We start from the raw sequence: 12,839 nt of genomic DNA, 5'->3' as shown, positions 1-12,839 counted from the left end.
TGTGGCAATGCAACAAAAGGGGCTTGCAACTGCAGGCCCCTTTTTGTTGGTTGTTTCATCTGCTCTGAGGTGTTTGCAGTGGGCATCTAGCGTGCCGGTTTCAGCATGTGACTGCGCAATAGCAGGGGCAGTTGGTAAAGCACCAGGGCGCCGAGTACCAGTCCGGCTCCGGCCAGTTTGGCGCCGCCGAGGGGTTCGTTGTAGAAGAGGGTGCTCAGCAGCAGAGTCCAGACCGGTTCCAGCAGCATCATCAGGGCGGCGTGGGCGGTAGTCATCTTGCTCAACGCATGGGTGAGCAGCCAGTAGCGTAGGGTGGTGGCGATCAAGACGCTCGCCGCAAACCAGCCCCAGATGCCGTTACTGACTCCAGCCTCGGGCCACTGTTCGGTCAGCAGGGAGAGCAGGGTGCCGAACAGGCCGGTCATCGCCAGCTGGATGCAGGTGAGCCAGGTGGGGGCAATGGATTGGGCGAAGTGGCGATGGACGGCAAGCTGGATACCGAGGGTGGTGGCCGCCGCCAGAAACCAGAACAGCGAGAGCGACACGCCCCAGTGGGTACTGCTGGAGAGCAGCAGCAAACCGGCGATGGCGATGGGCAGGGTGAGCCAGTAGTGGCGGCCGGGCTTGGCCCGAAAGGCTCCCCATGCGGCCAGCGGGGCCATCAGGGTGGCGACGCTCATGATAAAGGCGCCGCTGCCCAGCGCATCGCTCTGGCTGATGGCGGTGACCCACAGCAGCAGGCTGGCACCGAGCAATGTGCCGCAACCGGCGGCGCGCACCAGTTGGGCGCGAGTCGGCGGCGGTTCGCGCAGCCAGGCGAGGGGGAGCAACAGCAGGGCGGCCAGCAGGAAGCGGCTGCCGATAAAGGCGGCAGGGGGCAGTTCGCGGATCGCCTCTTTCGAGAAGAGCCAGCCGGCGGCGGCCAGCAGGGTGACCAGTACCATCAGCAGCAGGGGAGTGCGGTTCATCGGGGTCGTCATGGTGAAATGGATGGGAGAGCATAAAGGAAAGGCGCCAGGTATTGCTACCTGGCGCCTTTCGCATCAGCCTTGAACCGCCGTCGCGGCTCGCGGCCAGCAATCAGTTCATGCCGTAACGCTTGAGCTTCTTGCGCAGGGTGCCACGGTTGATACCCATCATCACGGCAGCGCGAGTCTGGTTACCACGGGTGTACTGCATGATCACGTCCAGCATCGGCGCTTCGACTTCGGAGAGAACCATATCGTACAGATCAATCACTTCCTGACCGTTCAACTGGGCCAGGTAGTTACGCAGGGCCTGTTGCACAGAGTCACGCAGGGGGCGCTGGGTCGGCTCGGCAGCGTGATTGTGAGTAGTTGTTACCAATGCATCAGAAGTCAGGGTTTGTTCGAACATATTCGGTCGGCTCTTTAGTTATCTTGTTAACCTAATCCATCGAAATACGCTTCGAGTGCCTCAAGTTGCGCGTCTGCGCAATCCAAGGCATTGAAGTGCTTACGGAATTCTCGGCCCGTCTCTTCTTCATCCAGATACCAGCCCACGTGTTTACGGGCTATGCGCGCTCCCAGATATGCACCATAAAACCGGTGCAGGTTGGTTACATGCTCGTTCATCAGGGTGCGAACCTCTTCCCTCTCGGGAGGCGGCAGCTTGGTGCCCGTCTCAAGAAAATGACGGATTTCCCGGAAAATCCAGGGTCGTCCTTGCGCAGCTCGGCCGATCATCACGGCGTCAACGCCGGTATAGTCGAGGACATACCGGGCTTTCTCCGGGCTGTTGATGTCACCATTGGCGACAACAGGAATCGATACGGCCTGCTTAATCGCCCTGATCGTGTCGTACTCCGCTTCGCCCTTGTAGAGGCAGGCACGGGTACGACCATGCACGGCAAGGGCCGCGATACCGCAATCTTCGGCGATTCGGGCGATCTCCACGCCATTGCGGTTATCCGGATCCCATCCTGTGCGGATCTTCAAGGTGACAGGCACCTCCACTGCATCCACCACGGCCCGGCAAATTGCTTTGACCTGATCGGGGGCACGCAGCAGGGCAGAACCTGCCAACTTCTTATTCACTTTTTTTGCCGGACATCCCATGTTGATGTCGACGATCTGTGCGCCCTGCTCCACGTTGTAGCGGGCAGCAAACGCCATCATCTCGGGGTCGGCTCCGGCAATCTGGACCGATCGCAATCCGCCTTCTGCAGAGTGATCCATCCTCATCCGGGTTTTCTGGGTATCCCAGACATCCGGGTTGGCCAGCAGCATCTCGGAAACGGCCATGCCAGCCCCCAATCGCAAACAAAGTTCACGGAATGGTCGGTCAGTTACACCGGCCATGGGAGCCACAATCAAGGGAGTTTCAAGCGTGTGGGGACCTATCTGCATTCCACGGTTACCATCGGCTTAGGGCGGCGTATATTACGCATTTTTTAGGCAGGAGAAAAGGTTAGTATTTGAGCGTCAGCCATTTTTTTCTGAAAAAAACGTCGCGCCAAGGCTTGCAAATTCTGGAGTTATTGAAAAACGGCCAGATTGCCGGAGAGTGAGCGCTGTACCATTCGGGTCGGACGCCTGCATAATTGTCAGTCCACTTGCAGGCCCGCTTTGCGTTATGATAGCGGGCTTAAATCGAGCAAATGCTCCAAACATTTATGCAACAAAAGCGGATTGGGGATCTATGACGTCAAGGTTCATTAAATCACTCTGGCCGTGTCTGATGGGGGCCGTGCTGGGGTCGGCGCAGGCGCAAACCATCAGTTTTGGCGAAGCCTGGACCCGGGTCATCCAGCAGGATGAAGGGCTGGCTGCCGAGCAGGCCGGGGTCGATCGGGCCAAGCAGCTGCGCGAGGCGGCCAAGGACATGTATCTGCCCAAGGTGGATCTGGGGGCCAGCTATACCCATCTTGATCAGCCGATTGAACTTGATGCCCTCGATCTCAATCCGCTGGCCAAGCAAAAAGATCTGATCCTGGCGCTCGGCAGCCTGTTCGGGGTCGGGGCCAACGCATTTGTCACCCCCCTGACCAAACAGAATGTGGTGACCAGCTCGGTCAAGATGCTCTGGCCGCTGTTTGCCGGTGGTCGCATCGATGCGGCGCAGGATATCCGCCAAGCGCAGGTGAGCGAGGCGCAGCAGCTGCTGGTGCTCAAGCAGCAATCCACCTTCGAGAGCCTCTCCCAGACCTATTTCGGCGTGGTGCTGGCTGCTCAGGTGGTGCAGACCAAACAGGAGATCGAAGAGGGGCTCGCCCACCATCTGGATCACGCCAAGAAGCTCGAAGCGCAGGGCCAGATCGCCAGGGTGGAGCGCCTCTCCGCCCAGTCGGCCTATGACAGAGCGCGCATCGATACCCAGAAGGCGCGCCGCAGCCTCGAGATCGCCGAACTGGCCCTCGGCCGCATGCTGAAGTTGCCAAATGCCCAGCCGGGCAGCGGCCTGTTCGTCAACAAGGAGCTGCCGCGCCTTGAGGGGTTGGTGAGCCAGACCCTGGAGGTGCACCCCGGTCTCAAGCTGCTCACTGCCAAGAAGGAGCAGGCCAAGGGGCTGATCCGGGTCGAGCAGGGCAAATATGCCCCCGAGGTGTTCCTGTTCGGCAACTACAACCTCTATGAAGATGATTCGCTCGCTTCCAAGACTGCGCCGGACTGGCTGGTGGGGGTGGGTGTCAGCATGCCGCTGGTGAGCCGCGATGGCCGTTCCGAGACGGTGCAGGCCGCCAAGAGCGCCGAGCTGCAGGTCAATCTGCTGCAAGCCAAGACCCGCCAGGATCTGGAGTTGCTGGTAGAGAAGACCTGGCGCGAAGCGGCGCAGGGGCTGGAGGAGTATCAATCCCTCTCTTCCACCCAGGCGCTGGCCGAGGAGAACGTACTACTGCGGGACAAGGCCTTCGGGCAGGGGCTCTCGACCTCCCTCGATGTGGTGGATGCCCAGAACCAGCTGGCAGGAGTCAAGACCCAACGTGCGGCGGCGGCTTATCAATATGTGGTGTCGCTGGCTCGCCTGCTGGCGCTCTCCGGCCAGATGAACAGTTTCAATCAATATCAGCACGGTCAGGTGATCGAGGTGAACTCATGATCGCACTCCAGTCCGTTCCTTTTTCTATCTCTGTTTCGACCGCCAAGGGTCGCCCGTTTGTCGAGGTGAAGTGATGAGCCATCCCCCCATCAAAAAGAAGATGAGCCAGGGTAAACCGCTGTTGTTGCCGCTGGCGCTGGTGATCCTGGTGATCCTGGTGGTCTGGCTCGGCTGGCGCTTCTGGCTCGCTTATCAGCCGGAGCCGGTGCATCTGCAAGGGCAGATTGAGGCACAGCAGTATTCGGTCTCCTCCAAGGTGCCGGGCCGCATCGACGAGGTGCTGGTGAAAAAGGGTGATCAGCTGACCAAGGATCAGCTGGTCTTTACTCTGGCGAGCCCCGAGATTGAAGCCAAGCTGAGCCAGGCCAAGGCCGGTGAGGCCGCTGCGGGGGCGCTGGCGCAAGAGGCAGAGAAAGGGGCCCGAGCCCAACAGATCGCTGCCGCCAAGGATCAGTGGCAAAAAGCCAAGGCTGCCGCCCAACTGCGTGGCAAGACCTATGATCGGGTCGCCAGCCTGCACCGCGACGGCGTAATGCCGCTGCAAAAACGCGACGAGGCGTGGACGGCCTGGCAAGCCGCCCGCTACAGCGAAGGGATGGCGTGGCAGCAGTACCAGATGGCGTTGGAAGGGGCGAGGGAAGAGACCAAGATCGCCGCTCGCGAGAAGGCCAAGATGGCGGCGGGTTCTGTTGCCGAGGTTGAGGCCTATCTGGCCGACACCCGCATCACCAGTCCCCACAATGGTGAAGTGAGTCAGGTGCTGCTGCGTAGCGGCGAGCTGGCGCCGCAAGGCTTCCCCGTGGTGACTCTGCTCGATATGAGTGATGCCTGGGCCCAGTTCCACGTTCGCGAGGATCTGCTGCCCCGTTTCCCGGTCGGTACCGAGTTTGATGCCCGCATCCCGGGCCTTGGCGATCAGACCGTGCGCTTCAAGGTGACCCATGTGGCCGTGATGGGTGATTTCGCCACCTGGCGCGCCACCGATACCCGTCAGGGTTTCGATATGAAGAGCTTCCAGGTGGAGGCTCGCCCGCTGCAACCGGTTGAGGGGCTGCGGGTTGGCATGAGTGTGCTGGTTGAACTCTGATGGGACGTGAATTTCGGCTGCTGTGGCAGGATCCATTCAGTCGTGCCCTGATGAGCTGGGTGCCGCTGCTGCTGATGGGGATCCTCTGCTGGATCTTCTCGGCAGGATTGGCCCGCGACCTCAAGGTGGGGCTGGTGGATCTCGACCACAGCGTGCTGTCGCGCCAGCTCGCCTTCTCGCTGAATGGCTCGGCCGGGCTCAAGGTGGCGCAACAGTTCGACTCCATCGATGCCGGGGCGCGCGCCCTGCGCGGTGGCGATATCTATGCGCTGGTGGTGATCCCCAACCATCTGGAGCGAGATGCTCGTCAGGGCACCCAGCCGCAGGTGACTGTGTTCAACAACGGCCAGTTCATCCTCATCGCCAAGCTGGTCAACTCGGCGCTGGCGCAGGTGGTAGGCACTCTCAACGGTCAGGTCGGTGTGCTGGAGGCGATGGCCGACGGCAAGGCATTGCCCGGCGCGCTCGGGCAGTCGGTGCCTATCAGCAGTCAGGTCACTGCGCTCTATAACCTCAACTCCAGCTACGCCCAGTTTCTGTTGAGCGCCATTCTGCCTGCCGTATGGCAGATCCTGGTGGTGCTGTTTGGCCTCAATGCACTGGCCCGTACCGATCGGCTGGGGCTGGACTGGACTACTCGCGGGGTCTGGTTTGGTCTCTGGCGCACCCTGCTGCCCCACGTGCTGATTGGCTGGGTGTGGGGGATTGTCTGGACGCTGCTGCTGTTCAAGGGCTTCTCCTACCCCATGCACGGCAGATGGCTGGTGCTGGTGGTGGGTCTGGGGCTCGCCTCGGCAGCCTGCGTCACCATGGGGGCCTTTTTCTACGGCATCATCCGGGATCCGGCGCGCGCCCTGTCGCTGGCGGGGGCTTACACGGCGCCCGGTTTCGCCTTTATGGGGGTCACCTTTCCGGTGAGTGCCATGGGAGATTTCGCCCGCTTCTGGCGCAGCCTGTTGCCGGTCTCTCACTATGTGGAGCTGCAGATTGGTCAGAGCAACTACGGTCTGCCTCTCGCATCGGCGTTGCCGCAACTGGGGGCGCTGCTGCTGTTTCTGCTCCCCCTGCTGCTGGTGGTACGCCGTTACAAGCAGCAGGCCGAGCTGGCCCGTCAATCAGCCGCAGTGGCGAGCGCCGAAAAGGAGCCTGAGTGATGCTGGGATTTGTCGATCTGTTGCGCCTAGAGCTGCGCACCCTGCTGGCGGATCGCGCCATCATGCTGACCCTGTTTGGCGGGGTGATCTTCTACTCGTTTCTCTATCCCCAGCCCTATCTGCATCAGCTGCCGCGGGAAGAGGCGGTGGTGGTGGTCAACGAGGATGGCAGTCAGTTGTCCCGTCAGCTGGAGTTTATGGCCGATGCCACGCCGCAGGTGAAGCTGGTAGCGCGGGCCAATTCGCTGGATGAAGCGCGGCAGCTGATGATGGCCGGGAAGGCGAGCGGGTTCCTGCATATTCCCAACCACTTCTATCGGGATCTGATGCTGGGCAAGAGCGTCACCCTGAGCTATGCCGGTGATGCCTCCTACTTTCTGGTCTACGGCACCATTGCCGAGGGGTTGGCGCAGGCCGGTGGCACTCTCGCCGCGCAGGTGAAGGTGGTGCGGCTGTTGAGCCACGGCGAGGCGCTGCCACAAGCGGCCATGGGCTGGAATGCGGTGGCCCTCAACGTGGTGCCGGTGTTCAACCCCACCATGGGCTATGTGAACTACGTGGTGCCGGCGGTGTTCGTGCTGATCCTCCATCAGGTGTTGCTGATGGGGGCGGGGATCCTGGGGGCGACCCAGAACCAGCGCTGTTGCCGCGGCGAGCATGGTTACTGGCAAAGCGCGCCGGTGTTGCCGCTGCTGCTGGCCAGAACCCTGGTGCTGGCGGGGTTGTTCCTGCTGCCGGTGAGCTACTTCCTCGGCTTCTGCTTCGATCACTACAACATCGCTCGTCATGCCGATCCGCTGGAGCTGTGGCTGTTCGCCCTGCCATTCCTGCTGGCGACCTGCTGGTTTGGCGTGGTGCTCGGCGCGATATTTACCCGGCGGGATCTGCCGACTCAGGTGGTGCTGATCTCCTCCCTGCCGCTGGTCTTTCTGGCGGGCTTTATCTGGCCGCTCGAGCTGATCCCGGCGCCTCTCAACTGGCTGGCTCAGTGGGTGCCCACTATCCCCGCCATCGAGGGTTTTCTGCGCCTCAACCAGATGGGGGCCGACTTTGCGCAGGTCTCCCGTTACTGGTGGCAGCTGTGGGGACTGGCGCTGCTCTACGGCGTGCTGGCCTGCCTGCTGCTGCGCCAGCGGCAGCAGTCGTTGTCGGTTGCTCGTCCGTCAGTCGTGCAGGGTGAAACAACCGCCGGTTAAGCGGGATGGTGCAAGCGCGAGCAAGATGGCGTGTGTGGTAAGGCGAAAACGGTCAGCCCTTGGGCTGACCGTTTTGCAATGTGGTGGGGTTAAGCGGTTGTACTGCTGCTTTAGCCGCGCTGGAGTTCGGGATCGCCGATGGCGTAGATCTGCCCCACCGCCGTCTCATCCGCCAGCAGGCGCAGCCCTTGGGTGGCCACATCGGTGCGGCGTACCAGTCCATGAACCTCCTTGCCCTGACTCAGTTCGGCACGACCGGTAGCGTCGCCATCCTGCAGGCCCGCCGGGCGCAGAATGGTCCACGCGAGGGAGCTGGTCTGTAGCCAGCTCTCCGCTAGACTCTTGAGGCGCACCTCGTGGCCGAAGGCGGCGCGGGCCCGCTGCGGCAGATATTGCCAGCTGTCGCCGCAGCCGAGAGAGGTGACCAGCAGTAGCCGTTTCAGACCTGCCTGCTCCATGGCATCGATCACATGACGGTTGCCCTGATAGTCCACTGGAGCTGCCTGACGGAAGCTGCCGAGGGTGGAGACAACCTGGGCATCTTGCCCCGCACGGGCACATGCCTGCTGCACCGCAGCCGGATCAAGCGCATCCCCCTCGATCACCTCAGCTCCCAGCGTCTCCAGTTCCGTAGCCATCTCGGGGCTGCGCACCAGCGCAACGACCCGGTGCCCTTGGCTCAGGGCGTGGTGAGTAAAGGCGCGGCCCAGCCCGCGGCTGGCTCCGAAAATCAGTGTGGTTGGCATAGATGAGCTCCCTTGGCAAAAGGGGCTAGCCTAGTGGCTTGTTCGCTTGCTGTAAATGAGAGTTGTTTCTATTTGTGAGCTGGCAGGGAGGAGAGAGTGCGAGCCGCCAGCGACTCGCACTCTTTGAGAGGGGATCAGCCGTTGTAGTTGCCGATGCTGGGGCGACGGCTGGGGCCGCTCAGGTGGATATCCACCGGATTGAACGCCTTGATCGCCTCATAGCTGAAATCACCGATCGCCTGATGCAGGGTCTGTGGTGTGTGGTTGGTGATGATGATGACGCTCTTTGACAGGTTGCGACGGCGGCGCAGCAGGTGGCCGAGGAAGCTGGACTGGCTCTCCGCCATTTTGGCGCGGTTGGCCGATACCTCGTCGATGATCAGCAGATCCACCTCTTCCAGTGCGCGGCGGTACTGGTTGCGCTCATCCTGGTCGGGGATCACGTTGAAGAACAGCCGATCGACGATGGAGGCCCACTGCTGGAAGATCACCGATTTCTGGTGACGGGCGATCAGCTCATGCGCCACCGCTCCCGCCAGGGTCGACTTGCCGGTGCCGTAGTCGCCGTAGATCAGCATGCAGCCGCCACCGCTCTTCTCCCAGTGCTCGAAGCCGCTGATAAAGTAACGGGCTGTTTCGATAGGGTATTGCAGCGCCGGGTCACCGGCATCCATCTTGTCAAACACCCAGTCGGGGTTGAGGTCGGCCTGGGCGATCAGCTTCTGGATCCGCTCCTGACGGGCCGCCTTCTGCAGCTCGCGCACCTCGGCGTTGGCCTTGGCGTCATACTCCTTGCGCAGAGTCTCGTAGTTATACTGGCCGCCACCGGTCTCTTGTTGCAGGCGACGAATGCGCTCCAGCAGGCCACCCACATGGCGGCTCAATTCCGGGTCGTGAATACGGTGATCCTGCTTGGCCTTGGCGATCTTCTGGCGCTTGGCTTCGATCTCTTCCAGCTCCTGGCGCAGGGGATCTTGCGGGTCAGTCATGGAATGCTCCTTCTGCTCGATCAGGGATGGGTAGACAAGGGGTTGATTCTGCCTGCAGGCGGGGGCCGCTATCAATCATTATCCGGCTCCTGCTGCGCTGCGGGTTCTTGCGTCTGCTGTTGGGCCAGTCGCTTGGCCTCTTCAATCATCTGTTGGGCCCGTTTGCTGGGGCCCGACTCTGCCGGGGCCGGCGTCACCTGCTGGTAGCCCTGCACCTCCATCGGTTTGCGACGGGTATAGCGGCGGGTCTTGAGGGCGCGAATGAACTTGAGCATCCATTGATGCTGGGAGTCGAACACCTCGGGGCGCCCCAGCCAGTAGGCGATAAACTCCCCCAGATCCTCTTCGCTATAGCTGGCATCGATCACCCCGCACAGACGGGCGAGGGCGGGCAGCTCTTCGTCCGGACGCCATTGCAGATGCATCTGGAAGGGGCGCTCCGGCAGCGGGCTGCGCAATTTCTGGGTCAGCAGTGGCAACTGGAACGGGCACTGATGGTAGTGCTCACTCTCGGGCTGAGCCTCGACCTGCAGCAGGCCCGCCTCCATCAGTTCATCGAACAGCTCGGTGAGCTGGCGGGCATTGACCTGAAACGAAAAGCCGCAGGGATCTCCCGGATCGACCACTGCCAGCGCCCGACCCAGCTCGGGATAGTTGAGCCGGGCAGCCTGATTTTCCAGCACCAGTCGGCGCAGCTGCAGGGTATAGAGACTGCGAGCCGGATGGGACAATCTTGGGTGGGCAAGGGCGCTGTATTCGGCTGGGGTCATGGTCTTCTTCACGAGCTGGAGTGGGGGGCATTATCCCTTATGGCGCCCACTTGCACAATTCGGATGGCGGTCGTAGTCGTGGGGCCTCCCGAGTGAATAGAGCTGCGCGGACGGATGGGGTTCTCCTGATGCCTTCGTATGATCGAGGTCTACTTTTGACGCAGGGTTTCCGCGCTGACCGCACTTTTGAGCTAGTCTTAATACCTAAATAACCAATTGACTAATAAGAGCTTTATCAAGATGTCAAAAGCCGGGCTACGGATCCTGGTGGTGGAGGACGAGGCCGTTTTTCGCCACTCGTTAGTGAGTTACCTCGCACGGGACGGGGCAACGGTCTTTCAGGCCGAAGATGGTATTGAGGGGCTATCGGCGGCGGCCCTCTACTATCCCGATGTGGTGTTGTGCGATCTCAATATGCCCAATATGGATGGCCACGAGGTGATCGCCTGCCTCTCTGCGCGCTATCCCCATATTCCGGTTATCGTCATTTCGGCCCAGAGCACCATGGAGGCAGTCGCCAGCGCCTTGCGTGCCGGTGCGCGGGATTATCTGCTCAAACCCCTCGAGGATTATGCGCTGGTCGAGCGCAGTATCGAACAGTGTCTCAACGGCAGCGCCAATCGGGCGCAGCAGCTTGAGCTGATGGATCACATCGACTATTTCAGTGCCCACGACAAGGCGGCCAGCCGCCTGCTGGCGGGGCTCAAGCCGCCGGGCTTGCAGGAGTGGGGCCCCTGGCAGGTCACGTTCAAGGGGCTGGGTCAGTTGTTTATTCCCGATACCTTCAAGGTGGAAGACAAGCTGCTGGTGCTGGTGATGGAGCTGCCGATCATGGGGACGGATGCGGCATTTTGTGGTGCGCTGGTGCGATCCTTGATGAACGTCCCCTACCGCCAGTTTCAGCAGAACGAGAGCCGGTTGCTGAGCCAGCCGCACCGGTTGCTCGACTACCTTAACCATCAGTTGATGGCGTCCGGGCTTCGCCACTCTTTTGCCATGGCGGCGCTGCTGTTTGATCAGCATGATGGGCTGGTGTTTGCCAACGCAGGGCTCACCTCTCCCCACTGGCTGATGCGCTCCGGCGGCTTGCCCCTTGGCCTGATGCGCAGTAGCCACTACGCCCTGCACAAACGCAGCTGGCATGAACCGTTCGCCCTGCAGTTTCGCAGCGACAGCGGCGGCTCGCTGGATGTGCAGGTTCGTCATCACTGATGCCGCCTGATAAACAGGCCAAAACAAACAGGGCGCCGATGGGCGCCCTGTTTGTTGTTTACAATCCAGACCGTTTAGACGGTGGCGGAGTGCATTTTTTTCTCTTGAGCCTGCGGCTCTTTGGCCGGGCCTTCGGCACCGTGCATCCAGTAAACCAGGCGGTTGGCCATGGTCAACAGGATCAGTGCGCTCAGTACCGCCGCCAGGGCGATGCCACCGAAGATGGCGATCGGGCCGGCTTCACCCACGAAGGAGCCGATAAAGCCCGCAGCGTAGTTGGCCAGGGCAACGAAGCCAAACCAGGCACCCATCATCAGGGAAGCCAGACGCAGCGGAGCCAGTTTGGTCACCATGGAGAGGCCGATCGGGGAGAGGCAGAGCTCGCCCAGGGTGTGGAACAGGTAAGCACCTACCAGCCAGAACATGGAGGTCTTGACGGTGTTGTCACCACCCTGCTGCAGCACGGCACCGACCATGAACAGGAAGCCGATAGCCAGGAACAGCAGACCCATGGCGAATTTCACCGGAGAGTTCGGCTCTTTCTTGCCGAGCTTGATCCAGATGGCCGCAACGACCGGTGCTAGGGTGATAATGAAGAAGGGGTTCAGGGACTGGAACCAGGCGGTCGGCACTTCGAAGCTGCCGATCATGCGGTCGGTATACTCCTGGGTGTAGAGGTTCATCAGACCACCGGCCTGTTCGAAACCAGCCCAGAAGATGATGGTGAACAGACCCAGAACCAGAATAACCTTGATGCGATCCACTTCCTGCTTGGTTAGCGGTGCTTTCTGCTCGGTAGTACGCAGGGCGGCTGCGCGTTGGGCGGCAGTCACACGACCGATGTCACCCAGGAAACGCTGGGCCATGGTGGCCTGGATCACCAGAGAGAGCAGCATACCGATACCGGCGCCGACGAAGGCTGCTTGCCAGCCGTAGGCCGTAGCGGCAGCACCACAGATCACGCCTGCCAGCAGGGAACCCAGGTTGATACCCATGTAGAAGATGGTGAAAGCACCATCACGGCGGTGATCGCCCTCTTCATAGAGGTCACCCACCATGGTGGAGATGTTCGGTTTGAACAGGCCGTTACCCACGATCAGCAGCGCGAGGCCCGCGTAGAACATGGTGTTGACCATATCCGGGAACATGGCGTGGGGCAGTGCCAGAGTGAACTGACCTGCGGCCATCAGCACGGCACCGATCAGGATGGCGCGACGTTGACCCAGGAAGGTGTCTGCCAGCCAGCCGCCGATCAGCGGAGTGATATAAACCAGGCCGGTATAGATACCGTAGAGTTTGAGGGCATCTGCCTGACTCCAGCCCAGACCGCCGTTGGCAGTCAGGTCGGTCAGATAGAGCACCAGTACGGCACGCATGCCGTAATAGGAGAATCTCTCCCACAGTTCGGTACTAAAGAGCAAAAAAAGCCCTTTAGGGTGACCTAAAAAGGTCCCTTTTGACGGGTTATTCATTGGAACTTCCACCTGTGTCTTATATTTTTTTGAGTTTTTTATGCAAGGGCGAGAAACACGCCTCAATCCTTATAGAGCATGTGTGAATAAATTACAACATTATGATTTGCTGAGAGTTTATTTACTCTTGATTGATTTTTTGTTGCAAAAATGA

At 60.7% G+C, this 12,839-nt stretch carries 12 protein-coding genes; 5 read left to right on the top strand and 7 right to left on the bottom strand.

Annotated features, from left to right (window positions below):
• Positions 1–86 precede the first annotated feature (86 nt).
• From AB5Z05_RS07155 to dusB, 3 genes are all read right to left on the bottom strand, one after another.
• A complete protein-coding gene (locus tag AB5Z05_RS07155; protein WP_368150742.1) occupies positions 87–968 on the bottom strand; it encodes a DMT family transporter in 882 nt (293 codons plus the stop codon).
• 112 nt (positions 969–1,080) lie between these two features.
• Positions 1,081–1,377, bottom strand: a complete 297-nt coding sequence (gene fis / locus AB5Z05_RS07150; protein ID WP_005309538.1) for a DNA-binding transcriptional regulator Fis — start codon at positions 1,375–1,377, stop codon at positions 1,081–1,083.
• Positions 1,378–1,403: 26 nt separating this feature from the next.
• Positions 1,404–2,369 carry a tRNA dihydrouridine synthase DusB gene (dusB, locus tag AB5Z05_RS07145; protein WP_019445016.1) on the bottom strand — a complete coding sequence of 322 codons (966 nt, stop codon included), beginning with the start codon at positions 2,367–2,369 and terminating at the stop codon, positions 1,404–1,406.
• Positions 2,370–2,661: 292 nt separating this feature from the next.
• On the opposite strand from dusB, the gene AB5Z05_RS07140 reads away from it, so the two are divergent.
• The 4 genes from AB5Z05_RS07140 to AB5Z05_RS07125 all read left to right on the top strand — a co-directional run bounded on the left by AB5Z05_RS07140 (position 2,662) and on the right by AB5Z05_RS07125 (position 7,496).
• The gene (locus tag AB5Z05_RS07140; RefSeq protein WP_042052508.1) at positions 2,662–4,059 is read left to right on the top strand and encodes a TolC family protein; all 1,398 of its coding nucleotides are present in this window, start codon (positions 2,662–2,664) and stop codon (positions 4,057–4,059) included.
• 73 nt (positions 4,060–4,132) lie between these two features.
• Entirely contained in the window at positions 4,133–5,146 is a 1,014-nt protein-coding gene (locus AB5Z05_RS07135) for an HlyD family secretion protein (protein WP_368150738.1), read from the top strand.
• Entirely contained in the window at positions 5,146–6,300 is a 1,155-nt protein-coding gene (locus AB5Z05_RS07130; protein ID WP_368150736.1) for an ABC transporter permease, read from the top strand. Before AB5Z05_RS07135 ends, AB5Z05_RS07130 begins: the two co-directional genes overlap by 1 nt.
• Complete coding sequence (locus AB5Z05_RS07125) at positions 6,300–7,496, top strand: ABC transporter permease (RefSeq protein WP_368150733.1); 1,197 nt, start codon at positions 6,300–6,302, stop codon at positions 7,494–7,496. The genes AB5Z05_RS07130 and AB5Z05_RS07125 overlap by 1 nt, the downstream gene beginning before the upstream one ends.
• 110 nt (positions 7,497–7,606) lie before the next feature.
• On the opposite strand, the gene AB5Z05_RS07120 is transcribed toward AB5Z05_RS07125, so the two are convergent.
• The 3 genes from AB5Z05_RS07120 to AB5Z05_RS07110 form a co-directional block, all read right to left on the bottom strand.
• Positions 7,607–8,242, bottom strand: coding sequence for an SDR family oxidoreductase (locus tag AB5Z05_RS07120; RefSeq protein WP_368150731.1), 636 nt, complete (start codon positions 8,240–8,242; stop codon positions 7,607–7,609).
• Positions 8,243–8,376: 134 nt separating this feature from the next.
• Positions 8,377–9,231 carry a DnaA/Hda family protein gene (locus tag AB5Z05_RS07115; protein WP_151285939.1) on the bottom strand — a complete coding sequence of 285 codons (855 nt, stop codon included), beginning with the start codon at positions 9,229–9,231 and terminating at the stop codon, positions 8,377–8,379.
• Positions 9,232–9,302: 71 nt separating this feature from the next.
• Positions 9,303–10,001, bottom strand: coding sequence for a DnaT-like ssDNA-binding domain-containing protein (locus AB5Z05_RS07110; protein WP_005349201.1), 699 nt, complete (start codon positions 9,999–10,001; stop codon positions 9,303–9,305).
• A 240-nt stretch (positions 10,002–10,241) separates the two neighbouring features.
• On the opposite strand from AB5Z05_RS07110, the gene AB5Z05_RS07105 reads away from it, so the two are divergent.
• The gene (locus AB5Z05_RS07105) at positions 10,242–11,213 is read left to right on the top strand and encodes a response regulator (RefSeq protein ID WP_368150728.1); all 972 of its coding nucleotides are present in this window, start codon (positions 10,242–10,244) and stop codon (positions 11,211–11,213) included.
• 74 nt (positions 11,214–11,287) lie between these two features.
• Here the strand turns inward: AB5Z05_RS07105 and AB5Z05_RS07100 are convergent, their stop codons facing one another.
• Positions 11,288–12,685 carry a peptide MFS transporter gene (locus tag AB5Z05_RS07100; RefSeq protein WP_150997404.1) on the bottom strand — a complete coding sequence of 466 codons (1,398 nt, stop codon included), beginning with the start codon at positions 12,683–12,685 and terminating at the stop codon, positions 11,288–11,290.
• Between the last annotated feature and the right edge of the window lie 154 nt (positions 12,686–12,839).

Origin of the sequence: Aeromonas sp. R2-4 (genome assembly GCF_040908365.1) — a bacterium.
GTDB classification, from domain to species: Bacteria; Pseudomonadota; Gammaproteobacteria; order Enterobacterales; family Aeromonadaceae; genus Aeromonas; species Aeromonas veronii.
Note: the sequence above shows the minus strand (reverse complement) of the source record. Positions and strands in the feature narration are given on the sequence as shown.

Coding starts and splice junctions, on each gene's coding strand:
- dusB (WP_019445016.1), bottom strand. CDS start 2,369: ATGCAGATAGGTCCCCACACGCTTGAAACTCCCTTGATTGTGGCTCCC.
- AB5Z05_RS07130 (WP_368150736.1), top strand. CDS start 5,146: ATGGGACGTGAATTTCGGCTGCTGTGGCAGGATCCATTCAGTCGTGCC.
- AB5Z05_RS07120 (WP_368150731.1), bottom strand. CDS start 8,242: ATGCCAACCACACTGATTTTCGGAGCCAGCCGCGGGCTGGGCCGCGCC.
- AB5Z05_RS07100 (WP_150997404.1), bottom strand. CDS start 12,685: ATGAATAACCCGTCAAAAGGGACCTTTTTAGGTCACCCTAAAGGGCTT.
- AB5Z05_RS07110 (WP_005349201.1), bottom strand. CDS start 10,001: ATGACCCCAGCCGAATACAGCGCCCTTGCCCACCCAAGATTGTCCCAT.
- fis (WP_005309538.1), bottom strand. CDS start 1,377: ATGTTCGAACAAACCCTGACTTCTGATGCATTGGTAACAACTACTCAC.
- AB5Z05_RS07140 (WP_042052508.1), top strand. CDS start 2,662: ATGACGTCAAGGTTCATTAAATCACTCTGGCCGTGTCTGATGGGGGCC.
- AB5Z05_RS07125 (WP_368150733.1), top strand. CDS start 6,300: ATGCTGGGATTTGTCGATCTGTTGCGCCTAGAGCTGCGCACCCTGCTG.
- AB5Z05_RS07155 (WP_368150742.1), bottom strand. CDS start 968: ATGAACCGCACTCCCCTGCTGCTGATGGTACTGGTCACCCTGCTGGCC.
- AB5Z05_RS07105 (WP_368150728.1), top strand. CDS start 10,242: ATGTCAAAAGCCGGGCTACGGATCCTGGTGGTGGAGGACGAGGCCGTT.
- AB5Z05_RS07135 (WP_368150738.1), top strand. CDS start 4,133: ATGAGCCATCCCCCCATCAAAAAGAAGATGAGCCAGGGTAAACCGCTG.
- AB5Z05_RS07115 (WP_151285939.1), bottom strand. CDS start 9,231: ATGACTGACCCGCAAGATCCCCTGCGCCAGGAGCTGGAAGAGATCGAA.